Raw genomic sequence first — 24480 nt, forward strand, 5'->3', positions numbered from 1 at the left:
TCGAGTGGACGCAGGTAGTTTCGGCTCATGGCCGACGACCCGATCGATCCCGAGATTCTCGAGATCGCCAAGCAGACCTTCGACGCCGCCCGCCGGGGAGACGTCGAGACCCTCACCGCGTACGTCGATGCCGGGGTACCGGTGAACCTCACCAACGAGACCGGCGACACGCTGCTCATGCTGGCGTCCTACCACGGTCATGCCGAGGCCGTACAGGCCCTGGTCGAGCGGGGAGCCGACGTGAACCGGCTCAACGACCGCGGCCAGTCACCTCTCGCGGGGGCGGTCTTCAAGGGCGTCGAGGCGGTCGTGCGGGCACTCGCCGAGGCCGGTGCCGACCCGCGTCACGGGCACCCCACCGCGGAGGACACAGCGAAGATGTTCGGGCGCGACGACTACCTGGAACTCTGGCAGCGGTAGGCTTCGATTCCGTGATCGACCTCAAGTTCCTCCGCGAGAATCCCGACGCCGTCCGCGAGTCGCAGCGCATGCGGGGAGAGGACCCGGGCCTCGTCGACGTGCTGCTCGAGGCCGACGCCTCCCGTCGCGCCGCTGTCCTCGCCGGCGACAACGCACGCGCCGAGCAGAAGGCCCTGGGCAAGAAGGTCGGCAAGGCGTCCCCCGAGGAGCGCCCCGCGCTGCTCGACGGCGCCAAGGAGCTGGCCGCGAAGGTCAAGGAACTCGAGGCCGAGCAGCACGCCGCGCAGGAGGCCTTCGATCGCGCGCACCTCGCGATCTCCAACGTCGTGCAGGACGGCGTGCCCGCCGGCGGCGAGGACGACTTCGTCACGCTCGAGACCGTCGGCGAGCTGCCCACCTTCGACTTCGAACCCAAGGACCACCTCGCGCTCGGCGAGTCGCTCGGGCTCATCGACATGGAGCGCGGCGCCAAGGTCTCCGGTGCCCGGTTCTACTTCCTCACCGGCTACGGCGCGCTGCTCCAGCTGGGCCTGCTGCAGCTGGCCGCCCAGAAGGCCACCGCGAACGGGTTCACCATGATGATCCCGCCCGTGCTCGTGCGTCCCGAGGTGATGCAGGGCACCGGCTTCCTCGGCCAGCACGCCGACGAGGTGTACCGGCTCGAGGAGGACGACCTCTACCTTGTGGGCACCTCCGAGGTGCCGCTCGCGGGCTACCACTCGGGCGAGATCCTCGACCTGTCGAAGGGCCCGAAGCGCTACGCAGGCTGGTCGTCGTGCTTCCGTCGCGAGGCGGGCAGCTACGGCAAGGACACCCGCGGCATCATCCGCGTGCACCAGTTCGACAAGGTCGAGATGTTCGTCTACTGCCGCCCCGAGGAGGCCGCGGCGGAGCACGAGCGTCTGCTGGCCTGGGAGCGCGACATGCTCGCCGCCATCGACGTGCCGTACCGCGTCATCGACGTCGCGGCCGGCGATCTCGGGTCGTCGGCGTCCCGCAAGTTCGACTGCGAGGCCTGGGTGCCCACGCAGGAGCGCTACCGCGAGCTCACATCGACGTCGAACTGCACGACCTTCCAGGCGCGTCGCCTCAACATCCGGTACCGCGACGAGAACGGCAAGCCGCAGACCGCCGCGACCCTCAACGGCACGCTCGCGACCACCCGCTGGCTCGTGGCGCTGCTCGAGAACCACCAGCAGGCCGACGGTTCGGTGAAGGTGCCCGAGGCTCTCGTCCCGTTCGTGGGACGCGAGGTGCTCGAACCCGCCGGTTGATCTCCGCGTCGTAGAACGGCTCCCCGTCACGCCGGCTGTGGCGGGGAGCCGTACTCGTACGCCGACCCCTCTTGCGAAGGACCCGCGACTCCGCGGGTCCTCGTTTTTGTTTCGGACGCGAAAACAAGTCCCCTCTCGTATTACGAGATAGTGTCACGCATTGCAGATCGCCAGCTGCCGTCTTAGCTTCGAATCGACCAATCAGGATCGATCGGACGGAGTCGGATGCGCACACGATCGGTATCGATGCTTCTCGCCGTCGCCGGCACCGGAACCCTTCTCGTCGCCTGGGCTCTCGCTGTGGCAAGCGGTTTCGTGTCCCGCGACTCCGTTCCCTATCCGTGGGAAGTGGCATCCCGGATCCCCGGGCTCGTCACCGATTCCGAGTTCCTGACCGGCCTCGCCGACACGATCTGGTCGTGGTTCGCGGCACTCGTCCTCGCGTCCCTCGCCGCGATCGTCTGTGGAACCGTGATCGGCACCGTTCGCCGGCTCTCGGCACCCGCGATGATCGTGGTGGACGCATTCCGGTCCATCCCCGCCACCGCTCTCATTCCGATCGCCATCCTTCTCTTCGGCCTCGGAATCGAGATGAAGGTCGCGGTCGCCGGGTTCGCCACCTTCTGGATCGTGCTGATCAACACGGTGTACGGCGTCGCCACCGTCGAGCCGATGCGCCTGGACGCCGCTCGTTCGATGCGGTGGAGTTGGATGCGGACCCGGATGCTCGTCACCCTGCCGAGTGCGCTGCCCTCCATCGTCACCGGGATCCGTATCGCCTCGGGCACAACGCTCGTCGTGGTTCTCAGTACCGAGCTGCTCGGTGCGAAATCCGGGGTGGGGACGTTGCTCGTCCAGTACCAACAGGCCCTCCGCACGGACATCATGTTCGCGGGGACGTTGATCGTCGGAGTACTCGGTGTCGCTCTCTACTCGGCGGTGACCCACATCGAAAGGAAGGCCCTGACGTGGGTGTATCAGTGACCGACGTCGCCATCGTCCGCGGCGCGACCGATGCCCGGGACGCGAACATGTCCAGGACACGGCCACGCTTTCCGGCCGTGCGGATCCGGCGCGCGGTGAACTCGCTCGCCCGATTCTGGCTCCTCGCACTGGTTCTGATCCTGTGGGAGCTCGTGGCACAGGCGAGTTCGAATGTGTTCTTCCCGCCTCCGTCCCGAATCGCCGAACAGTTCGTCGACGACTGGCTCGCACCGACTCCGTCGACGGCCTTCCTCTCGGAGCACTTCTACGCCACAGCGATGGTCAGCCTGAAGCGTCTCGCCGCCGGCTGGGTGCTCGCGGCCGTGATCGGAATCGCCGTGGGTGTACTCCTCGCGCGCAGCACGGTCGCCGCTCGGATGTACGGCCCCGTGGTCCGATTCTGGCTCGCCGTCCCGAACGCGATCCTCATCCCGATCGCGGTGAAGGTATTCGGGGTCACGGACGCCATGAACATCTTCATGATCGCCTTCGGAACGGTGTGGCTGATCATCGTCAACACGGCCGATGGTGTGTCCACGGTGGACAGTTCGTATCTACGCAGCGCTCGGAGTCTCCATCTCGGTGGGGTGCAGTTGTACTCGAAGGTCGTCATCCCTGCGGCACTTCCGCGCATCACGGCCGGCCTGCGAGTCAGTATCGGCATCGGATTGATCCTCATGATTGTCTCCGAATTCTTCGCCACCACAGCAGGACTCGGGTACGAGGTGCAGCTGAGCCAGCAGACCTTCCAGTACACACGCATGTGGTCGGCCTTCGTCCTGATCGCCGTGATCGGACTCGCTACGAATGCCGCGTTCGCTGTGGTCGAGCGCCGAATTCTGCACTGGCAGAGACGAGAAGGGTTGAAAGAACAATGATCGAACTCGAAACACGGATCGATCCGACCGGACACCGCGGCATTGCGCTCGAGGCGATCAACCTCACGAAGTCGTACGGTGAGGGGGAGGCCCGCAAGCTCATCCTCGAACCGACCTCGCTGGTGCTGCACGAGAACGAGCTCGTCTCCATCGTGGGGCCCTCGGGCTGCGGCAAGTCCACACTCCTCATGATGGTGGCCGGACTGCTCGCGCCGACCGACGGTTCCGTCCTGGTGAACGACAAGGAGATCGACGGCCCGCCGATGGGACTGGCCGTCGTCTTCCAGGACTACAGCCGATCTCTGTTCCCTTGGATGACCGTGCGCAAGAACCTCAGGGCCGCCACCTACGCCTACGGTCTCTCCCGTGCGGAGACCGACAATCGGATCGATCATGCGTTGAAGGCCGTGGGTCTCCCCGGTACGGCCGACATGTATCCCTGGCAGATGTCCGGTGGCATGCAGCAGCGTGTTGCGATCGCCCGGGCGCTCGTGGTGGAACCGAAGGTCATGCTCATGGACGAGCCCTTCGCCGCCGTCGACGCCCAGACACGGGCGGATCTCGAGGACCTGGTGCTGCAGCTGCGGGACGAGTACGGCATGGCCGTCGCCTTCGTCACCCATGACATCGACGAGGCCGTCTACATCGGCGACCGTGTCGTCGTCCTGGCGGCGAACCCCGGTCGTATCGTCGCGGACATCGTCGTGGACCTTCCGTCCGAACGCGACCAGGTGGAGACCAAACAGCTGACCCGCTTCGCAGAGCTGCGCAGCGAGGTGTTCCGCATGGTGATGAGGCCGAGAGCCGACATCTGACGTCGCGAATCGCTCCGGTCGGCCGTCGATGTCGCCGCCGACCGTATCGCTTCTGCATTTCCTCGAACAGGAGAACCATATGCACATCCGCCCCCACCTGCTCGCGGGTACCGCCGCGCTATCCGTCTGCGCCGCGGTACTGACCGGATGTTCGAGCAACTCGGACGCAGCGGTCGTCGAGGCCGCGGAGAACGGCCTCGTGCCTCTGCGCGTCACCACTCTCGGACTCTGCAACGAGGCTCTGCCTTGGGGTGTCGAAGAGGGAGTGTTCGCCGACCATGGGATCGATCTCGAACTGATCAACGTCCAGAGCGGCGCCGCCGGAATCTCCGCTCTGCAGGCCGGTGAGGTCGATATCGCCTTCGTGAACTCGTACAGCGCCATGCAGGCAGTGGCGCAGGGGATCGATCTCGTCGTGGCATCGGGTGGCGATCAGTCCACCGACGACGCGAACGCCGTCGTGGTTCCCGCAGGGGCCGGGGTCACCGAGCCGAAGCAGCTCCAGGGGAAGAAGGTCGGCGTCAACCAGATCGGCGGACTGGGGCACATCCTCACACAGGCGTGGATCGAAGCGGATGCCGGGGAGGCGTCGACCGCCGAGTTCGTCGCCCTGCCTTTCCCCGACCTGCTGCCCGGTGTGGTCGCGGGCTCCGTCGACGGTGCGCAGGTGACGGCAGCGCAGGCGGTGGCCGGCGAATCGGACGGCACCACCGTGTCGCTCGGTAACCCCTTCTTCGACGGAATCGGCAGCATCCCCACCACCGTCTATGCCTCGACGGGGGCCTTCACGGACGCGAACGCCGACACCCTGGCGTCCTTCGCCGACGCGATGACGGAGCTCGCGGACCTCGCGAACGACCAGGCGAACGACGAACAACGGTGGGCGTACACCGCGGAGTTCTGCAAGTCCACACCCGAAACGCTCGCACAAACGCCCGAACCGGAGTTCGCCGGCCGGGTCGACATCGCGTCCTTCGAATCCCTCGTATCCCTGCTCGTCGCCCGTGACTCGCTCACGGAGATCGACCTCGACAGTTTCGTACCGGAAGGAGTTCGGCAGTGAGTCACGTTCTGAGTCCCGTCGAGGGTCCCGCAGCATGGAGAGGTGACGTGCTTGGGCAGACCGAAACCTGGATCCATCACTTCACGGAGGAGGAACTCGACGAACTGGAGACCGTCGGAAAGCGTTTCCTCCGTGACGATCCAGATCTCAGATTCGTCTCCCGCGAGGATTACCCGCTACCGGTCTGCTCCGAGACCATCGCCGCGTGGGGGAACGAGCTCGATCACGGGCGAGGCTTCCTGCTGGCGCGCGGTCTGCGGGTCCAGGAGTATTCGCATGCCCTGTCGGCCTCGATCTATTTTCTGCTCGGATTGTACCTGGGAACTCCGATGCGCCAGAACCAACTCGGAGATCTGATCGACCACATCCGGGCGACCTCGAACAAGACGCAGGACGATCCGACCTCGCTGAGTTCACGCATTCGCAGTCGGCTCGGCTACCACTCGGACTCGTCGGATGTCGTCGCTCTGATGTGCCTGCATCCGTCGATGGAGGGGGGTGCAAGCAGTCTGGTCAGCGGAATGACCATCTACAACGAAGTGCTCAGGGAGCGACCGGATCTGGCGCCACTGATGTTCGAGAAGTGGTACTGGGACTGGTACAAGCAGGACCACGATGCTCCCGCTCCCGTCTACGATTCGCCGATGTGCGCCTACGAGGACGGTGTCTTCAGTTTCTACGGGGGCAACCGGATCCTCTACACCGCCCAGGACTATCCCGAGGTCCCCCGGCTGACGCCGGAACAGATCGAACTGCTCGAACTGCTCGAGGACATCGCGGCCCGTCCCGGAATCGCTCTGCACATGGACTTTCGGCAGGGCGACATCCAGTGGTTGCTCAACTACTCGGCGCTGCATGCCCGTACGGATTTCGTCGATTTCCCGGAGCCTGACCGTCGCCGCCATCTCATGCGGTTGTGGTTGCAGCGCAAATCCGGTCGTCCCGTTCCGGAAGGCTTCGGACGACACGTCGTCCGCGCGAGGCATCATGTCGAGCCCGACGACGAGGTGACCGGCAAGTTCAGCATCCACTCCGCGTCCATCCAGCGGCACGACTGGGGGCTGTAGACCTCTCTTGCGAGAGTGTTCGACGATCGAGCGACGTCCGGCGTCGCGGTACCACAGGATCCGGTATCGCGACGCCGGACGTTTCTGCGTGCAGGCGGTATCGAATCCGTTGGTGCAATCCAACTTTCGACGTCGGTCTATCGCCGTGGCGGCCAGGTTAACTCTGGAAGACGACCCACCGTCACGATTGACATGATGCTGTCCCGCATACCAATATCGATCTATGGTGCAGGTCGATCTGCAGTCCTCTTCTTCCTCCGATCCGGAACTCCCGCGGTACCGCTGGGTCGTTCTCGCCACCGGAGTCTTCGCTCAGGCGTCGGCAGCGACGGTGCTCCAGGGCATGCCGAGTCTCGCTCCGGCCCTGCGTGCGCGATTCGGTTTGTCGTTGGCACAACTCGGCATGGTGCTCGCGGCGAGCACCGTCGGTCTGCTCATCGCCCTGGTGCCGTGGGGTGCGCTCGCGGATCGGATCGGTGAGCGACTGGTCATGACGCTCGGGCTCGTCGCGACGGGTGGTGCACTCGTCGCCGCGGCTGCCGCGCCGAGCGTCGTGGGACTGTGCGTCGCTCTGGTGGCGGCGGGAGCTGCCTGTGCGAGCGTCAACGCGGCCAGTGGCAGAGCGGTACTGATGTGGTTCTCGCAGGGGGAGCGCGGCCTGGCGATGGGGGCGAGGCAGACGGCGATACCCGTCGGTGCCGGCCTCGCCGCGCTCGGGCTTCCTGCAGCGGAACGCGCCTGGGGACTCGGTGGTGCGTTCCTCGCCGCAGCGGTGGCGGTACTCACGGGTGCGGTAGCGGCTGTGGTGTTCATCAGGGAACCCCGGGTGCACGAGACGGCGGTCGCGCGGTCCGGGCTGTCCGCCGATCCCGGTGGGACCCGCTCCGTGGCCTGGTTGTGTGCTGTGTCGCTACTGCTCGTGGTGCCGCAGCTCGCTGTCGTCTCCTTCATGGTCGTCTACCTCGTCGACGAGCATGCGATGGATCCCGCTACAGCGGCCGCGCTGCTCGCGCTGGTGCAGTTCGGCGGTGGTGCACTGAGGATCGGCCTGGGTGCATGGTCGGATCGTTCCGGCCGTCGTCTGCCTCCTCTGATGGTCGTCTCCGCGGTGACGAGTGCGCTGTTCGCCGTGCTCGCGGTGGGGGCATGGCTCGGCGGGCCGATAGTGGTCCCGATCCTGATGATCGCCGGCCTGGCCGGGGTCAGCTGGAACGGGTTGGCCTTCACCGCGGTGGGGGAGGCGGCCGACCCCCGCCGTATCGGACTCGTTCTCGGCATCCAGAACACCGCTGTCGCAGCCGGAATGGTCCTCACCCCGCCTGTTCTGGGCGCCGTCGTCGAATCGGCGGACTGGCCGTTCTCGTTCGTCGTGGCCGGAGTGGCGGCAGCGACGGCGGCGACGATCCTCGCCGTCCTGCTGCGTGTCGGTGCGCGGCCGAGGTTACATCTGTGAATCGAGTCCGTTAAACCCCTCGTCCCGTGTTGACGGTATCCCCTCGACTGAACGACCATCTCGTAGTACGAGATGTCATCTTGCAATGAACAGCAACGTGATTGGGAGCGCTCATGACTGCAATTCTGCCCGGGGTGGGTGCGGCCCCGGACGCCGACCGATTGGAGGTCGGCAATTCCCTCGTGGTCCAGGACTGGGAGGCCCTCACCTTCCGGGTCCACAGGCGCGCCTACCGGGACGAGGAGATCTTCGCGCGGGAGCGGGAGAAGATCTGGGGCCGGACCTGGCTGTACCTCGGTCACGAGAGCGAGATTCCCGAACCGGGAGACTTCAAGACCCGCAGCCTGGGTGGACGTCCCCTGATCTTCGTCCGTGACAGTCACGGTACCGTGCAGGCCTATCTGAATGCGTGTCCGCACCGTGGGACGATCCTCTGCCGGGAACCGGAAGGAAGAGCGAAGAACTTCCAATGCTTCTACCACGCCTGGACCTTCCGCAACTCCGGTGAACTCGCCGCGCTTCCGGACAAGGATGCCTATCCGCAGGACAGTGCATTCGTCGAATCGCTGTCGTTGAGGCGGGTTCCGCGTCTGGGTATCCACGAGGGCTTCGTCTTCGTCGCCTTCACCCAGGAGGTTCCCGACCTGCTCGACCATCTGGGCGCTGCAGCCGACTACATGTCGATGACAGCGTCCATCGGCCCGGAGGGCATGACGACACTGCCGGGCGTCCAGAAGTACAGCGTCAAGGGGAACTGGAAGCTCGCCGTCGAGAACGCCATGGATGGCTACCATTTCGCTCCGACGCACAACACCTTCGTCGGCTATCTCCGCGAAACGGGTTTCGCCGTCACCGATCACGACCAGCACGCTCACGATCTCGGTAACGGACACGGTCTGCTCGTCCTCACCGGCCACAACGGCCGGATCGGCATGGTCTGGGAACCCCGATTCGGAGATACGGAGAAGGAACGGATCGTCGGGAAGCGGGCGGAGATGGAAGCTCGCCTCGGAACGGAACGAGCCGCACAGGTCGCGGACGCGTCCAAGATCCTCTTCGTCTTCCCCAATCTGCTGCTCTTCGATCTGGAGGCATTGACCATCCGGCAACTCGAACCTGTGGGTCCAGGGCAGACCGACGTGCGGGCATGGCAGTTCGTCGAGATCGGGGAGCCCGACGAGGTGCGGGCGCTACGTCTGAAGACGATGGCCAGCTTCGTCGGCCCCGGTGGTCTCGCCACACCCGACGACATCGAGGCGTACGAGGCCGTCCAGCGCGGCATCGTCGCGACGGCGGACGTCTCCGCCTACGCCGAGTTCGGCGACAGTGATCTGGACTGGAGCGATATGTCGCGCGGTATGGCCGACGATCTCGAAGGCCCTTCGGGCCGCTCGGTCGACGAAGGCGCGATGCGCAGTTTCTGGCGCCACTGGAGCAGGCGCATCGGACCGGTCGCAAGCGTGGATGCCGGCAATGCGGAAGGAACCACGGCATGACTCTCATGGAAACGACTCCCGGAACTGCACAGTCATCCGACGCCGGCGCGCCTGTCGTATCGCGCGCCGAGGTGGAGGACTTCCTCATCGCCGAAGCCGCGCTTCTCGACGAGTGGAAGCTCGATCGGTGGCTCGAGTTGTTCGTACCGGGTGCGTCGATGCAGGTCCCCACGACCGATCAATGGGCATTGGGGCCCGACGCCGCAGGCTATTTCGTCGCGGACGACTGGGATCTGATCCAGGCGCGTGTCAAACGTCTCAAGAGCAGGAAGGCACACGCGGAGAACCCGCATTCGCGCACCACCCGGCTCGTCGGGAACGTGAGAGTGCTCGAGCAGTCGGGTGACGCCGTGCGTGTCGCAGCCAACTTCGTCATCCACAGGTTCCGCGACGGACACGGTTTCACCTATGCGGGTCGCTACGACCACACCTTGGAGGTCGGCGACTCGGGGCTGCGTTTCGTGCTCCGTCGTGCCGTCCTGACCAACGAGGCGATGGCTCCCGGCGCACGGCTCAGCTTCATCGTCTGATCCCGCCCGCACGAACCCGGCCGCACGGGCCGTCGACGACAACGGGGTTCCCGGAGACACATCTCCGGGAACCCCGTTGCTCACGTCCAGGCGGGGAAGTCCTTCTTCCGGATCAGGCAGTGCACTCCCTTGACGTCGTCGACGACCTGGCTCACGGCGAGGTCACCGGCGGCACTCAGATAGAGATACGCGACCGACGGCGGAACCTCCGCCACCTCACCGAGGATCCTGATGGCCTCACGGACGCACTTCTTCACCGCTTCGTCCAGATCCCGGTCCATGCCGATCGCGATCCAGTGCTCCGAGGTCTCACCGAACGGCCCGCTCAGAGCTCCTGTCGATGCGAATGCCTCGTCCGGTGTGAGAACGGTGAGCCGTACCGTCGTGCGCAGGGATGCCTCCAGCGCCGTCAGGGAGACCTCGCCGTTGCCCTGCGCGAAGTGCGGATCGCCCATGTAGTAGCCGGCGCCGTCGACCTGCACGGGAAGGTAGAGGGCGGAACCACCGGCGAGATCACGCACGTCCATGTTCCCTCCGTGCGCGCCCGGCGGGATCGTGTTCAGTGCTTCCTCGGTGGCGGCCGTGACACCGGACAATCCCATGAACGGCGCGATGGGGAACGAGGCGCTACCGCTGTTCCACTCCATGGTGGCCCGTGCGCTCGCGAGGTCGACGGTGCAGAACTGGCTGATGATCGGAACCGCTTCGCCGGTGGTGTCGTCGACGGGACGTTCTCCTGCGAGACAACCGAGACCGTGACGGCTGGACACGACCCCGTAGGGAACGCGCGGTGTCAGTTCGAGGTATTCGACCTTGAGGATGTCCCCGGGCTGCGCCCCTTCGACATGGACCGGACCGGTGACGACGTGAGGGCCGTCCGGGCCGCGGGTGTGGACCACATCGGATGCGGCGAGATCGACGAGATCCGTCAGCACGTCGTCGCGTGCGACGCCACGTTCGCCGAAGTAGGCCAGGGGATCACGCCCCTGGTCCTCCATGAGTCCCTCGTGGGAGATGGTGTCGAAGGTGACGGTCTCGCCGGAGGAGATGGTGAGGACGGGTTTGCGGGAGGGGGTGGGCAGTCTGCCCCAGGTCAGTGCCCCGCCCTCCGCGGGGACGTAGTGCTGTCCGGGGATCGGACCGGTATGGGGCTGCAGAACGGTCACGGGGAGACCTTTCGGGCGGCCGCCACGATATGCGGACGGATTGCCGAATCGGACGGCAGGATACGGATTTTCGATTCAGACGCTAGGCCCCGAGAGTTCCGCTCACGTTACGAGCGTGTTGAATTATGAAACGTTGTCTCGTATAGCTTGACGCTCGCTGTTCCTGTTCCTAGGGTTCGACAACAAGGGCGACCGAGTGCCCTTGGAAGGAAGGCGAATTCGGTGAGTGAGAAAACACAGCGAAGGCTGGGTCCGTCGGGGGCAGCCTTCATCCGCCTGTCCGTACCGGACATGGCATCCACCATCGAGTTCCTCGAGTACCACGTCGGTTTCGCACTCGAGGAGCACGACGAGACGCACGCCTATCTCCGTGTCGGCACCGAGCATCACAGCCTCGAGCTCGTCCACGATCCTTCCCTCATGGCGTTCCGATACGACGGCGTGGGATTCAGGGTGGACGACGAGGCCGTCCTGTCGGACCTGGAGGAACGCGTCCGCGCCGCCGGCCACGAGGTTCTACCGCTCACCGAAGGCATGAAAGGTCTCTGCCGGCAGGGGTTCGCGGTGGTCGACCCGAACGGCACCCTCGTCGAATTGTTCACGGGCTTCCTCGAATATGCCGAGACCCCGTGGCCGGACCTTCGTCCCCAGCGCTTCGTGCATCCCTTCGTGGTCACCGACCGCTACGAGGAGACCCTGAACTTCTACATGAACGTCCTGGGATTCCTGGCTTCGGACTACGTCGAGGACTTCACCGCGTTCCTGCGCTGCGAGGATCGCTACCACCACAGCCTCGCCATCCGCCGAGCGGACCGGTACGCCCTCGAACACGCGTGCTTCATCATGGGTGATCTCGACGGAGTGATGCGACGCCGGGCTCGTGCCCAGCACAAGCAGGTTCGTATCCTCGGCGATGTCGTGAACCACTCGGCGTCCACATCCATCGCCTTCTATCTCTACGACGAGCGGCACGGGCCCCGCTGGGAACTGTGCGACGGGCATCGGGTGTTCACACCCGAGGAACACGAGACGCACAGACCGCGTCGGCTGAAGCGGGATCCCCGCAACATCGATGTGTGGCGCGCCGCTTCCGACGACCGCACCTGGGCGCACTGACATCGGCGGCCACGAAGAACCCGTCGTCGACCGTGCTGAGCTCCTCGACGTTCTGAGACTTCTGACCGGACGACCGACCCCTCACGGCGAGGAACTCGCGTCGGCGCGCGCGGTGCAGGGCTGGATCGCGGAACATCTTCCGGAGGTGTCGGCCGTGGTCCACCCTGCGGGAAGCACAGCAAATCTCGTCTGCAGTGTCGGTTCGGGTCCGGAGCTGGTGCTGTACTCGCACCTCGACACCTCACTGACCGGGCACGGTGACCGGGACGGTGGGGTCACGGGACACGATGACGACGCTCCACTCGGACTGGAGGAGAACGGAGATCTCGTCTCCGGTTTCGGGGTCGGAGTAGCGCGAGGACCGGCCTCCGCTGCCGTTGCCGCGTTCGCGGCCGCCGCACGTGCCACGGCCGACCGGCACCGACGAGGTCGCCTGACGCTGTTGCTCGCCGGTGGGGGCACGCATCGGGACGGAACCGGTGAACACGGAGCCGGTGTCCGCAGATTTCTGGAAGGCAGACCGCGTCCCGCTGCGGCGATCGTCGCCAAAGGCGGACCGGACGGTGTGCTCTACGCCGAGCCGGGGGCCGTCTACCTGCGGGTGCGGGTCGGGACCCGTCGCGGCGTCGTACTCGCCCGTGAGCACGCGACACCACCCGGCGGACTCGTCGTGCATGCCGGCACGGTGATCGCGGCCATCGAAAGGTGGCGCGCCGAGGTGGTCTTCGCTCCCGGCGCGGCCACCGGCCCGACCGCACGCGAAGCAGGTATCGGTGCACTGCACAGTGGTTCTCCGGCGAAACCGGATCTGCTGCCCGCCGTCCTCGACATACATCTCTACCTGGTCACCCTGCCGGGAGACGACGTCGTCGAACTCGTCGATGCACTGCGCCGGGTCCTGCACGACGATCTTGCGGCGAGTCCCCTGGCCGAGTGCACCGTCGAGGTCACTGCCGGGCCGCACCAGCGAGGCGGAGGGACGTCACCGACGGCCCCGATCGCTGTGCGGACACGGGCGGCGTGGATGCGTCACAGTCGAGGAAGGATGCCATCCGAGGTGCTCGGGTGGAGGGGGTCGACCGACGGTACCGTGTTCCGCGAGCATGGCATCGCTACGGTTCGGACGGGTCCGGCTGCAGCGCCCGATCCGGCGGATTCCGACCGGGACTCGGTCGCCGCCGGAGAACTGGTGCGCTATGCGCGAATCTACGCTCAGGTCGGTGCGCACTGGCTCACCGATCCCGACAGGGAGGGATAGACCGTGGGAGACGACGACAAGGGCGCACCGGCGATCCAGGCGGTCGAGCGCGCTGCAGTGATCCTGGCCGCTTTCTCGGGTGCGCGACCGCGCCTGACGCTGAACGAGATCACCGCCGTGCTCGGGACGAGCAAGGCCACCGCGCACCGGTACACGAAAGCATTGCGGGCGGTGAACCTCCTGCGATTCGATCCGGCCGAGAGCGTGTACACCCTCGGTCCTCAGGTGCTCGCACTGGCGGCCGCAGCGCGGGCCGGTCTCCCGGTGGTGCGTATCGCGGAACCGTTCATGGACCAGCTCCTGCGCGACGTTCAGGAGACCGTCGTCCTCTCGGTCTGGGACGGCGAGAGTCCGATCGTGGTCGCTGCAGCGGATCACACGGATGCGATCGCGCGGATCACCGTCAACGTGGGGACGAGGCTCTCACCCACGGCGACCGCTCAGGGCCGGGTCTTCTGCGCGCTCCTCCCCGAGGACGAGGTACCGATGCTGCGGCGGGAGACGAAGGCGAATCCGGACTTCGCCCGCGAACTGTCCGCTATCCGGGAGACCGGAATATCGTTGAAATCACCTGTTGTCAACGGTGTTCGGACACTGGCAGCGCCTGTCTTCCAGGGTGGAAGAGTGGTTGCTGCGCTGGCAGTCCTGTCCATTGCCGTACCCGGAGAGGTCGACATCGACCTGCAGGCACGCGAACTGCTGAAGACCGCGGAGAACCTGTCGGCAGAACTCGGCCGCGTCTGACGGGGGAAGACACCGTCTGTCGGGCGGGTGACGTTCTGCCGACAGGCCACGCCCTCATCGATCGGAGGAGTGCCCCGGTGTCGTCGACAGAGACGAATCGATCAGCGGGGCAAGGTTGTTCACCGCAGCCGCCGCTTCTCCGAAACCGACGCTCATCAATCTCACCTTGCCGGGATACTCGCTGATGTCACCGGCCGAGTAGACGCGCGGAAGCGAGGTCTGCTGATGGCGGTCGACGAGTATCCGGCGGCGCTCCTGGGCCAGCCCCCACGTGTCGAGAGGACCGAGATCGGCAATGAATCCGAGGGCGGCGACCACACTGCCGGCGGAGATGGTGATCGGATCGGCGCCGCGTTCACGGACGGTGACCGAGTCGATGCGCTCCTCGCCGCCGATCGCGACCACTTCGTGTGGGGTGAGAATCCGGACACTCGACTTCTGCAACGTCGCGACACTGCGCTCGTGGGCGCGGAAGACCGGACGCCGATGGACGAGCGTGACCGACGCAGCGACGGGTTCGAGACTCAGGGCCCAGTCGACCGCAGAATCGCCACCTCCGACGACCACGACGTCCTCGCCGGCGAGATCGTCCGGTCGCGGGACGAAGTACCGGAGCCCGCGCCCCAGATAGTCCGAGCCGACCGGGAGCTCACGAGGAATGAAGCTTCCCACGCCGCCGGTGATCAGCAGCGCCTTGGCTTCGATGCGATGCCCGAGATCGGTGGTGACGACGATTCCGTCGTCGACGTGTTCGAGAGTGGTGGCCGTGTGCCCGAGGAGCAGGACGGGTTCTGCCGACATGGCCTGGGCGTGGAGTCGGTCGACGAGTTCGCGGCCTTTCACCGACGGGAAACCGGCGATGTCGTAGATCGGCTTCTCCGGATACATGGCCGCGACCTGTCCGCCCACCTCGGGCAGGGAGTCCACGAGAACGACGTTCATCCCGCGGAAGCCGGCGTAGTAGGTGGCGTAGAGGCCCGCGGGCCCTGCTCCGACGACGAGCAGATCGGTGACGGTCGTGTTCGCCGTCGCCCCGACGGCCTGTGCGAGATCAGTCATCGGACCAGGACGCGACGACGGGATGGTCCACTCCGACACGCCCGATCTTCCGGGCGCCTCCGGGAGAGCCGACGGAGGAGAAGAACTCTGCGTTGATCTCGACGAACGCGCGGCGTTCGTCCGGTACGTCCTCCTCATGGAAGATCGAGATCACCGGGCATGCCGGTTCGCAGCGTCCGCATTCGACACACTCGTCGGGGTGGATGTACATCATCCTGTCGCCCTCGTAGATGCAGTCCACCGGACATTCCTCCATGCATGACTTGTCGGTTTCGTCGATGCAGGAACTGGTGATGACGTAGGCCATGCTGCCCCTTCGTCTCGTATTGCAAGTTGCTCTGTCGTAATACGAGATGGTTTCTGGGTGCGGACCGTCTGTCAATCCGTGCACGGCAGTCTTCACGGGAGTTCACGAAGTCGTAACGGTCGCCCCGATCGTCCGAGCGCGCAGCGTATTCGGGCGGAACGCGGGTCCGAACCACTGCGTGTCGCGTGCTGTCGGCGCGCGCAAACAGAGGGGCGGGATAAAATATACTCTAAGTTGGTTTTAAGCCTTTAAACGGTCCTAAAGTAGAGCAATTTCGCTACCATTGAGCGATGGAGAAGGTTTTGGTGGTCTACGGAACTCGTCCCGAGGCGATCAAGATGGCGCCCGTCGTCACCGCCCTGCAGAGATCGGAAGTACTCGAACCCGTTGTCGCAGTGACCGGCCAGCACCGCGAGATGCTGGACCAGGTCAACACCCTGTTCGGTATCGAACCGAGCCACGACCTCGACATCCTCACCCAACGGCAAGGGCTCGAGGCCATCACGGCCAAGGCTCTCGGCGGGGTGTCGGATGTGATTGCCCGGGAGGAACCTGGTGCGGTTCTCGTCCAAGGAGATACGACGACCTGCTTCGCCGCGGCCCTCGCGGCGTTCTACTGCAAGGTGCCACTCGTACACCTCGAGGCCGGGCTCCGGACCGGGGATCGCTACAACCCCTTCCCCGAGGAACTGAACCGGCGCCTGACCTCGCAACTGGCGTCGCTGCACCTGGCGCCCACCCCCACCTCCCGCGCCAATCTCCTGGCGGACGGGATCGATCCCGGCGACATCGTCGTCACCGGCAACACAGTGATCGACGCGCTCTACACGGTGACCTCCCAGTCACCCTCGCTCGACAACCCGGATCTCGCTCCGCTGCTGGGTCGTCCGATGGTCCTCGTCACCGCACATCGACGCGAGTCCTGGGGAGAACCCATGGCGTGTTCGGCGCGGGCCATCGCCCGTCTGGCCCACGCGTTCCCGCACATGACCTTCCTGTTGCCGGCACACCTCAACCCGGTCGTGCGGGAGGTGCTCCTGCCGCCCCTCGCCGATCTCGACAATGTGATAGTGACGAATCCGCTGTCCTACAGCGACTTCGCACTCGCGATGGCGGCGTCGACGATCGTGCTGACCGACAGCGGCGGCGTGCAGGAGGAAGCACCGAGCCTCGGCAAGCCGGTCCTCGTGATGCGCGAGACCACCGAGCGACCCGAAGCCGTCACGGCGGGAACCGTCCGGCTGGTGGGGACGGACGAGGAACTCATCGTCGAATGGGTCACCCGTCTGCTCACCCGGCCCGCGGCCTACGACGAGATGGCTCGCGCGGTCAATCCGTACGGCGACGGGAGTGCCGCCCAGCGTTCGGTTGCGGCGATCGAGCACTTCTTCGGCCTCGGACCCCGCCCCGCGGAGTTCGCGCCCGTCGAAGCGGTCGGCTCCTACTGACAGATCCGGATACCGCGTCATCCGAAAGGAATACGGCCGGTAGGTGTGAGAACACCTACCGGCCGTATTTCGTGGGTGGGTTCAGCGCCACACCCCGCGGGTGTCGTACACGACCTTGCCCGCCAGGAGGCTGCGCGACAGCGACCGGAACTGATCGTGGTCCACGAGTTCGACGACGATGTCCGCCGCGGCGATGGCGTCCCGGCACCGCGCGGTGCGCACGCTCTCGTATCCGAGGAGGGTGTCGGGAACCTCGTGCACGAACGGATCGGCGAGCAGCAGTTCGACGTCGGGCAGCGCCTTGGCGATGAGCTCGACGACGTGCAGGGCCGGGCTCTCCCGGATGTCGTCGACGTTGGCCTTGAACGTCAGCCCCAGACATGCGACCGTCGGATTCTTGAAACGCGAACAGGTTTCGATGACCTGCTGGGCCACGTAGTTCGGCTTGGAATCGTTGATCTCGCGTGCGGTGCGGATCAGCTTCGCCGAACCCGGCGATGCGCCGACGATGAACCACGGGTCCACCGCGATGCAGTGCCCGCCGACACCGGGGCCGGGACTGAGAATGTTCACCCGGGGATGGCGGTTCGCCAGACGGATGACCTCCCAGACGTCCAGTTCGAGTTCGTCCGAGACGTACGACAACTCGTTCGCGAAGGCGATGTTGATGTCGCGGTAGGCGTTCTCGACGAGCTTCGCCATCTCGGCGCTCGCGGCGTCGGTCAGGCAGATCTCGCCCTGGCAGAAGACGCGGTAGATCGAGGCGGCGCGCTGAGCGCACAGCGGCGTGATCCCGCCGACCACCCGGTCGTTCGTGATCATCTCGATCATGATGCGTCCCGGGAGCACCCGTTCGGGGCAGTGGGCGATGTGGATGTCCGGCAGACCCTCGTCGGTGTGGGGGAGACGGAGATCCGGTCGCAGTTCGGACAACCACCGGCTGACGCTCTCGGTGGTGCCGGGTGGTGACGTCGATTCGAGCACCACGATCTCCCCGCCGCGCAACTGCGGGGCGATCTGTTCGGTCGCCCGACGCACGTACGACAGGTCGGCGGTGTGGTCGGCGTTGAACGGTGTCGGGACGGCGATGATGTACGCGTCGGCGAGGGGGACGGTGTCGGTCGCGCTCAACGTCCCCATGGCCACGGCGCCGGCCAGGCTCACCGCGAGATCGAGTTCGGCGAACGGCACCTCGCCCCGCGAGACGGCCGACACGATACGGGGATCGATGTCCACGCCGATGACGTCGATGTCGCGGGTCGCGAGGACGACGGCCGTCGGCAGGCCGATGTAGCCGAGTCCGACGACGGCGACGGTGCCGCTGAATGTGTCAGCCATGATGCTTCCTCGGGGTCGGGAGTTTCTCGGGACGCGGATAGGGCGGGGTGGTGCGGAAACGTTCGCGGGCGAGCAGGATCAGGAACGCGGTGTTGGTAGTGAGATAGCGCCGCCACATCCGGCGCGGTTCCTGCAGGAGGCGGTAGGCCCACTCCATGCTGGCGCGTTGCCACCGCTCGGGTGCGCGCTTGGTGATCCCGGCGAGGACGTCGAAGGAGCCACCCACACCGTGACGGATCGGGACGTCCAGCACGTCCTCCCAGCGCCGCAGGAAGTTCTCCTTGCGAGGGGAGGGCATGCCGAGGAACAGCATGTCCGCCCGGGATTCGCGGATGGCCCGGGCGATCGCCTCCTCCTCCGATTCGTCGAAGTAGCCGTGGTGGGCGCCGGCGATCCGGAGTCCGGGGTACTTCGTGGTGAGGGCGTCGACGAGGGCGTCGAGCACCGACTGCTCCGCGCCGAGCAGATAGACGGAGCGGTGTTCGGCGTCGGCCGTCGCGAGCAGCGAGTACTGGCTTCGCAACAACGGCGACCTGGCGATGCTCGAGGTCACGATCACGCGCCTGCGTCGCAGATGGCCCGACGCGCAGATCGGCGTGCTCACCGACGTCCCGCTCCTGCTCCGCGCCTACCACCCGACGGCGAAGGGGATCACCGTCCTCTCGACCGACCCCTGGGCCGAACCGACGGTCGCGGAGGACTTCTTCGCCGCACTGGGACCGCGCATCGTCGGCCCGGTCGCCCTCGGCGCGGTCCGCTTCCGGGTGTGGTTTCCACAGAAGGCCCGCGGACTGCGCCGCCGGCTCGAGCGGCTCGCCCGCACGCGCCTCCCGTCCGAACAGACCGTGGAGGCCCCGGTCTCCGCGAGTGAAGCGGCTGTTCGCCGGCCGGTGTACCCGGGCAGCGCGGCCGCCGTCGAGAAGGCCTCCCTCCTGCTCGTGCTCGGCGGTGGCTACATCACCGATTCCGATGCCGCCCAGGCGCACCGTGTCTTCACCCTCATCGAGCACGCCTGCGACCACGGCGTTCCCGTCGCCATGGTCGGCCAGGGCCTCGGACCACTCGAAGACCCCCTGCTGCAGCAGCGCGCGGCCGAAGTGATGCCTCGCGTCGACTTCGTCTCCCTGCGGGAGGGCCTCCGCGGCCCGGCCATCCTCGAACGGGCCGGTGTGCCGGAGGACCGGATCCTCGTCACCGGCGACGATGCCATCGAACTCGCCTACACCGAATGCGACACCGGCCCCGGAAGCGACATCGGCGTGTGCCTGCGTCTCGCCGCCTACGCCCCCGTCTCGGGGATCGCCCGCGACACCGTCCGCAAGGTCGTGCAGGCCGTGGCCACCGAGTACTCCTCGACACTGGTGCCGTTGATCATCGCGGAATACCGTTCCCAGTACCGTCGTTCGACGCTGCCCATCGTGCGCGGAGCGGACTCGGTGGCCGAGCCCCCACCCCGCTACACCTCGCCCGGACAGCTCGTCGAGCAGGTGTCGAGGTGCCGCGTCCTCGTGACCGGCGCCTACCACCTCGCGGTCTTCGCGCTCTCCCGGGGAATCCCCGTGGTCGCCCTGTCGTCGACCCGTTACTACGACGACAAGTTCCGCGGCCTCGAGGACATGTTCGGCGGTGGTCTCACACTGCTGCACCTCGACGATCCCGCGCTGGGAAGCAGACTCGCGGATGCGATGCACACCTCCTGGCAGCAGGCGGACGAGGTCCGCGGTCGTCTGCGTGCCCGTGCCCGGGAACAGATCCGCATGGGGCACGTGGCCTTCGAACACGTCTTCGCGCTCGCCGAACGGGCGCGGGTCGAGAACCACTGAGATCCGGAACCGCTGGGATCACCGAACGGTGCAGGTCGGAAGGATGTCGCCGGAGTGAGCAGCACGACCCCCGAAGAAACGGACCCCGCGGGCCGGACGGTGGAGACCGGCCCGCCCGGGCGGTCGCTGATGTCCTCGATCGGACGGGTGGCCGGCGCGTCGACCGTCGCGCTGCTCTTCTGCGAACTGGTCTCGCTCGTCCAGACCGTCGCCCTCGCACGCCTGCTCACCCCCGCCGAGATCGGAATCTTCGTCGCAGGAACGGTTCTCACGACCTTCTTCGGGACGTTCGTCGAAGGCGGACTACGCTCGGGACTCATCCAACGCGACACCGACGTCGCCGACGCGGCCGAGACCGTCTTCCGTGTGACCCTGCTGGCCGGAATCGTCATGAGCATCGGCGCGCTCGCGGCCGCACCCGTGATCGGGGCGATCTTCGACAGCACCACAGCGGGTCTGGTCGCCGCCGCGACCTCCGGTGTGCTGCTCGTCTACTCGGTCGCCAACGTGCCGGAAGCCATGTTGCAACGCGAGTTCAGCGTCAAGAGGCGACTGATCGTCGGGCCCGCCGTAGCCGTCAGTTTTGCGACGGTCGCGGTGTCGACGGCCGCCCTCGGCTGGGGCGTGTGGAGCATGGTGGCCGGCACCTACGTCTCGTACATCACCCTGGTGATCTCCGTCTGGGCGATCACCAGTTGGCGGCCGGGTCGCGGCCGTGCCTCGTTCGTCCTCTGGCGCGAACTCGCCCGCTACGGAGCACCTCTCGTACTCGGAATGATCGGATCACGCGTGCAGGCGGCGACCGAGGCGGTGGTGGTCGGCCGAGGACTCAGCGCCTCCGACCTCGGTTTCTTCCGGTACGGCCAGCGGATCGCCCGGATCCCGGCCATGGCGATCATCGAGATCGGCTCGGTCGCACTGTTTCCCGCTTTCTCTCGGATCGCCAAGGATCCGGACCGACTCGTCTCGGCCTATCTGCGCGCCCTGCAGTGGGCGACCATCGGAGCCGCCGCGTGTTCCGGACTGATGATCGCCGCCGGCACGCCCGCCGTCGTCGTCGTACTGGGGGAGCCGTGGCGCGGCGCCGGACCGGTGGTCGTCGCCCTGGCCGGTCTCAGTCTCGGCAAGGCGTTCATCTGCGTGAGCGAGGAGATCATCAAGGGATGTGGCCGGACGGGCCTGCTGAACTGGTACACGCTCACCGAGGTCGGTGTGGGCCTGGTGCTCCTGCTCGTGTTCGTCGGTCTGTTCGGCCTCGTCGGAGCAGCGCTGTCGGTGTCGATCACGGCCATCGTCGTGGGGATCGTCGTCATGGCCCTCGCGAAGAGATGCATCCCCGTGTCGCTCTCGCAGCTCGCCGGCGCGATCCTTCCCCCGTTGCCCGCCGCGGCAATCGCGACGGTGGTGCTCTGGTTGTTCGAACACCATCTCGCGCACAGTGATACACACCCCCACCCTCGTTGCCGTCGCCTTGCTGGCACTCGACGCACTCGTCTTCGCAGCCGCCTATCTTCTGGCGCTCGGCGTGTTCGCGAGATCCGCCACGACCGACCTGGTCGGCACGGTCCGCCGACTTGTCGCAACCGCCGTCAGGACGAGGAGGGATACCCGTGTCGATTCCTAGAGCCCATCCCGAGAAACAGGGTTCCGCCGATCCCGCCGCGGTCGCGCGATCCGGGGAGGTGGTCCGGCTCCGGGCCCCGCGGTTCTCGGACCATCGGGAGTGGCGCCGGATCCGCCTGCGCGATCGGGCCATCATCGAACCGTTCTGGGCGTCGAGTCCGCTGTCCTGGGAGGCGCGGCACACCCAGGAGGAATGGGTGCAGGAGTGCCTGCACCTGCGCTCCTCCCGCCGGTCGCGCGGTTTCGTGATCGAGGTCGACGGGCATTTCGCCGGACAGGTCAACCTGTTCGGCATCGATCACGCGAGACGCTCTGCGGAACTGGGTATCTGGATGGATTCGGCGGTGGGCGGCCGGGTCATCGGGCACCTCGCGGTGTCCATCCTGATGGATTACGCGTTCACCACCTTGGGGCTGTACCGGCTCACCGCTCCGATCTGTGTCGACAACCTCCCGGCCGCCCGCGGCGCGGACCGGATCGGGTTCGTCCGGGAGGTGACGATGAAGAAGTCCTTCGCAGCAGGAGGTCGTCGCAAGGACCACATCCTGTTCGCCATGACGGCCGACCGGGTGCCCGGTGGGGGACTGACCGCGCGGTGGTCCGATCCCTCGACCCCCGTCGTCCTGCCGGTGTGTTCCGTCGACCGGCGCATCTCGCCGAGAAGTCTCACGACGGGCTGCCGCTACGTGCTCGGCACCGCGAAGCGGCTGGCTCCCGGGCGAACAGCGCTGCAGGCGGCGCCCGCCCACGTCGGTGGGCTGATCCTGCGACCGGTCCACGCCCTGTCTCCCCCTCCGCTGCGGCGACCCCGTCGGGACGACGAAGCCGTCCTGGAAGGGGTGTGGCAACCGAGCTCACCGTGGGCGGGCTGGTCGGGGCACGCCTTCGGTTACCGTGTCGAGAAGGCCGGTCGGCACCTCGGCACGGTCGGTTTCGAACCGATCGATCTCGTCCGGCGCGACGCCACGCTGCGGGTGGACGCGACCGGCGACGACAATCACCCGGCGCTCCTGCAGGCAGCGGAATGGCTGCTCGACCGGGCGTTCGGGGTGCTGAAGATCGAACGGGTGCAGACCGGGGTCGACTCCTGCAACGCGGTCGCGGCCGGTTTCGCGAAGGCGCTCGGGCTCACCCTCGAAGGCCGGATGCGGGGCATCACCACACCCGACGACCGGCTGCGCGATCTCGACCTGTGGGCGAAGGTCGCGGACATCCACTCCGACAGCGAGACACGCAGACTCGATCACGCGACCCCCGTGGGAGAATGACGATGACCGAATCCGTCGACATATCGGCCAAATTCGACAGGTCCGCGCGTCTCCAGCGGCGCCTCCACGAACTCGTGCCCGGCGGTGCCCACACCTACGCCCGCGGTCCGGACCAGTATCCCGAACACATGACGCCGATCCTCACCCACGGGGACGGCGCACACGTGTGGGACGTCGACGGGAACCGCTACGTCGAATACGGGATGGGGCTGCGGTCGGTGACGCTGGAACACGGCTACCGCCCGGTCGCCGAAGCCGTCACCGAGGCCGTGCGGCGTGGGACGAACTTCAGCCGCCCCACCCTCCTCGAAGTCGAAGCGGCCGAAGATTTCCTGTCGCTCGTGCCCGGCGCCGACATGGTCAAGTTCGCCAAGAACGGATCGGACGCCACCACCGCGGCGGTCCGTCTCGCGCGTGCCGCCACCGGGCGCGATCACATCGCCGTCTGCGACCACCCGTTCTTCTCCGTCGACGACTGGTTCATCGGCACCACGCCGATGAGTGCGGGCATCCCGGAGAGTTCGCGATCGCTCACGCTGCGCTTCCGCTACAACGACCTCGCCTCGCTCGACGCGGCCCTCACGTCGCACCCTGTGGCGTGTGGCGTCCTCGAAGCGGCCACTGCCACAGCAGAACCCGCACCCGGATTCCTCGAGGGGGTGCGCCGGCTGTGCGATCGTCACGGCGCGCTCATGGTGCTCGACGAGATGATCACCGGTTTCCGCTGGTCGGAGCGCGGGGCGCAGTCGGTCTACGGCGTGCGGCCCGACCTGTCGTGCTGGGGCAAGGCGATGGGGAACGGATTCCCGATCTCCGCGCTCGCCGGTCGCCGCGAGTACATGGAACTCGGCGGACTCGGCACCGACGCCGAACGGGTCTTCCTGCTCTCGACCACCCACGGACCGGAGACGGCGTCGCTCGCGGCCTTCCGCGCAGTGGTACGGGCGTACGAGACCGAGCGGCCGATCGAACGGATGGAGGCCGCCGGAACGCGCCTGGCCACCGCCGTGAACGCGCTCTCGGCGGAGATGGGACTCGACGAGTACGTGCGGGTGGAGGGCAGACCGTCCTGCCTGGTGTTCTCGACGCGAGGACCCGACGGGGTGCCCTCGCAGGAGTACCGGACACTGTTCCTGTCCGAACTGCTCGACCGCGGGGTCCTGGGCCAGTCGTTCGTCGTGTCGGCGGCGCACACCGACGACGACATCGACCTCACCGTCGCCGCGGTGGACGCCGCGCTCGTGGTGTACCGGAAGGCGATCGACGCCGGGAGCGTCCGGGGTCTGCTGCGCGGACGGCCGGTGGCGCCTGCCCTCCGCCGCTTCGCGACCCCGCGGCGGTTGCCGTAGA

22 protein-coding genes and 1 pseudogene are annotated in these 24480 nt (G+C 66.7%); 18 read left to right on the top strand and 5 right to left on the bottom strand.

What is annotated here, in order from left to right:
• The first annotated feature begins 27 nt into the window (after window positions 1-27).
• The 10 genes from CKW34_RS00880 to CKW34_RS00925 all read left to right on the top strand — a co-directional run bounded on the left by CKW34_RS00880 (window position 28) and on the right by CKW34_RS00925 (window position 9980).
• The gene (locus CKW34_RS00880; RefSeq protein ID WP_059382099.1) at window positions 28-420 is read left to right on the top strand and encodes an ankyrin repeat domain-containing protein; all 393 of its coding nucleotides are present in this window, start codon (window positions 28-30) and stop codon (window positions 418-420) included.
• Window positions 421-431: 11 nt separating this feature from the next.
• The gene (gene serS, locus CKW34_RS00885; RefSeq protein ID WP_059382100.1) at window positions 432-1694 is read left to right on the top strand and encodes a serine--tRNA ligase; all 1263 of its coding nucleotides are present in this window, start codon (window positions 432-434) and stop codon (window positions 1692-1694) included.
• 225 nt (window positions 1695-1919) lie between these two features.
• Window positions 1920-2678 (top strand): ABC transporter permease, encoded by a 759-nt coding sequence (locus CKW34_RS00890; RefSeq protein ID WP_059382101.1) that lies wholly within the window; start codon window positions 1920-1922, stop codon window positions 2676-2678.
• Window positions 2663-3556, top strand: a complete 894-nt coding sequence (locus tag CKW34_RS00895) for an ABC transporter permease (protein ID WP_155418940.1) — start codon at window positions 2663-2665, stop codon at window positions 3554-3556. Before CKW34_RS00890 ends, CKW34_RS00895 begins: the two co-directional genes overlap by 16 nt.
• Window positions 3553-4371 (top strand): ABC transporter ATP-binding protein, encoded by an 819-nt coding sequence (locus CKW34_RS00900; RefSeq protein WP_059382103.1) that lies wholly within the window; start codon window positions 3553-3555, stop codon window positions 4369-4371. The genes CKW34_RS00895 and CKW34_RS00900 overlap by 4 nt, the downstream gene beginning before the upstream one ends.
• Before the next feature lie 79 nt (window positions 4372-4450).
• Window positions 4451-5434 (top strand): ABC transporter substrate-binding protein, encoded by a 984-nt coding sequence (locus CKW34_RS00905; RefSeq protein WP_157742097.1) that lies wholly within the window; start codon window positions 4451-4453, stop codon window positions 5432-5434.
• Window positions 5435-5481: 47 nt separating this feature from the next.
• On the top strand, window positions 5482-6501 hold the full coding sequence (locus CKW34_RS00910; protein WP_197700687.1) for a TauD/TfdA family dioxygenase: 1020 nt from the start codon (window positions 5482-5484) through the stop codon (window positions 6499-6501).
• A 223-nt stretch (window positions 6502-6724) separates the two neighbouring features.
• Window positions 6725-7954: an MFS transporter gene (locus CKW34_RS00915; protein ID WP_059382106.1), complete on the top strand. Its 1230-nt coding sequence runs from the start codon at window positions 6725-6727 to the stop codon at window positions 7952-7954.
• 113 nt (window positions 7955-8067) lie between these two features.
• Window positions 8068-9450: an aromatic ring-hydroxylating oxygenase subunit alpha gene (locus tag CKW34_RS00920; protein ID WP_080968221.1), complete on the top strand. Its 1383-nt coding sequence runs from the start codon at window positions 8068-8070 to the stop codon at window positions 9448-9450.
• Complete coding sequence (locus CKW34_RS00925; RefSeq protein ID WP_080968222.1) at window positions 9447-9980, top strand: aromatic-ring-hydroxylating dioxygenase subunit beta; 534 nt, start codon at window positions 9447-9449, stop codon at window positions 9978-9980. Before CKW34_RS00920 ends, CKW34_RS00925 begins: the two co-directional genes overlap by 4 nt.
• 80 nt (window positions 9981-10060) lie before the next feature.
• Here the strand turns inward: CKW34_RS00925 and CKW34_RS00930 are convergent, their stop codons facing one another.
• Window positions 10061-11146, bottom strand: coding sequence for an acetamidase/formamidase family protein (locus CKW34_RS00930; protein ID WP_059382109.1), 1086 nt, complete (start codon window positions 11144-11146; stop codon window positions 10061-10063).
• Between the two features lie 291 nt (window positions 11147-11437).
• On the opposite strand from CKW34_RS00930, the gene CKW34_RS00935 reads away from it, so the two are divergent.
• The 3 genes from CKW34_RS00935 (at window position 11438) to CKW34_RS00945 (ending at window position 14264) form a co-directional block, all read left to right on the top strand.
• Entirely contained in the window at window positions 11438-12262 is an 825-nt protein-coding gene (locus CKW34_RS00935) for a VOC family protein (RefSeq protein ID WP_059382110.1), read from the top strand.
• A gap of 154 nt (window positions 12263-12416) precedes the next feature.
• Complete coding sequence (locus CKW34_RS00940) at window positions 12417-13520, top strand: zinc-binding metallopeptidase family protein (RefSeq protein WP_155418941.1); 1104 nt, start codon at window positions 12417-12419, stop codon at window positions 13518-13520.
• Window positions 13521-13523: 3 nt separating this feature from the next.
• Complete coding sequence (locus CKW34_RS00945; protein WP_059382112.1) at window positions 13524-14264, top strand: IclR family transcriptional regulator; 741 nt, start codon at window positions 13524-13526, stop codon at window positions 14262-14264.
• Window positions 14265-14318: 54 nt separating this feature from the next.
• Here the strand turns inward: CKW34_RS00945 and CKW34_RS00950 are convergent, their stop codons facing one another.
• Together CKW34_RS00950 and fdxA are read right to left on the bottom strand one after the other, a co-directional pair.
• The gene (locus CKW34_RS00950) at window positions 14319-15323 is read right to left on the bottom strand and encodes an NAD(P)/FAD-dependent oxidoreductase (protein ID WP_059382113.1); all 1005 of its coding nucleotides are present in this window, start codon (window positions 15321-15323) and stop codon (window positions 14319-14321) included.
• On the bottom strand, window positions 15316-15630 hold the full coding sequence (gene fdxA / locus CKW34_RS00955) for a ferredoxin (protein ID WP_059382114.1): 315 nt from the start codon (window positions 15628-15630) through the stop codon (window positions 15316-15318). The genes CKW34_RS00950 and fdxA overlap by 8 nt, the downstream gene beginning before the upstream one ends.
• A gap of 290 nt (window positions 15631-15920) precedes the next feature.
• On the opposite strand from fdxA, the gene wecB reads away from it, so the two are divergent.
• Window positions 15921-17078, top strand: a complete 1158-nt coding sequence (wecB, locus tag CKW34_RS00960) for a non-hydrolyzing UDP-N-acetylglucosamine 2-epimerase (protein ID WP_059382115.1) — start codon at window positions 15921-15923, stop codon at window positions 17076-17078.
• A gap of 81 nt (window positions 17079-17159) precedes the next feature.
• On the opposite strand, the gene wecC is transcribed toward wecB, so the two are convergent.
• Both wecC and CKW34_RS00970 read right to left on the bottom strand, forming a co-directional pair.
• Window positions 17160-18416 (bottom strand): UDP-N-acetyl-D-mannosamine dehydrogenase, encoded by a 1257-nt coding sequence (gene wecC / locus CKW34_RS00965; RefSeq protein WP_059382116.1) that lies wholly within the window; start codon window positions 18414-18416, stop codon window positions 17160-17162.
• Window positions 18409-18969 carry a WecB/TagA/CpsF family glycosyltransferase gene (locus tag CKW34_RS00970; RefSeq protein WP_059382117.1) on the bottom strand — a complete coding sequence of 187 codons (561 nt, stop codon included), beginning with the start codon at window positions 18967-18969 and terminating at the stop codon, window positions 18409-18411. Before CKW34_RS00970 ends, wecC begins: the two co-directional genes overlap by 8 nt.
• Here CKW34_RS00970 and CKW34_RS00975 point away from each other — a divergent pair.
• The 4 genes and pseudogenes from CKW34_RS00975 (at window position 18956) to CKW34_RS00990 (ending at window position 24479) form a co-directional block, all read left to right on the top strand.
• Window positions 18956-20239, top strand: a complete 1284-nt coding sequence (locus tag CKW34_RS00975) for a polysaccharide pyruvyl transferase family protein (RefSeq protein WP_080968224.1) — start codon at window positions 18956-18958, stop codon at window positions 20237-20239. The genes CKW34_RS00970 and CKW34_RS00975 overlap by 14 nt on opposite strands.
• Before the next feature lie 129 nt (window positions 20240-20368).
• A pseudogene (locus CKW34_RS00980) lies at window positions 20369-21262 on the top strand (oligosaccharide flippase family protein); the annotation flags it as partial.
• A 659-nt stretch (window positions 21263-21921) separates the two neighbouring features.
• Window positions 21922-23130, top strand: a complete 1209-nt coding sequence (locus CKW34_RS00985; protein WP_157742098.1) for a GNAT family N-acetyltransferase — start codon at window positions 21922-21924, stop codon at window positions 23128-23130.
• Between the two features lie 2 nt (window positions 23131-23132).
• Entirely contained in the window at window positions 23133-24479 is a 1347-nt protein-coding gene (locus tag CKW34_RS00990) for a glutamate-1-semialdehyde 2,1-aminomutase (RefSeq protein WP_059382119.1), read from the top strand.
• The last annotated feature ends 1 nt before the right edge of the window (window position 24480 follow it).

Origin of the sequence: Rhodococcus rhodochrous, from assembly GCF_900187265.1 — a bacterium.
Classification (GTDB): Bacteria; Actinomycetota; Actinomycetes; order Mycobacteriales; family Mycobacteriaceae; genus Rhodococcus; species Rhodococcus rhodochrous.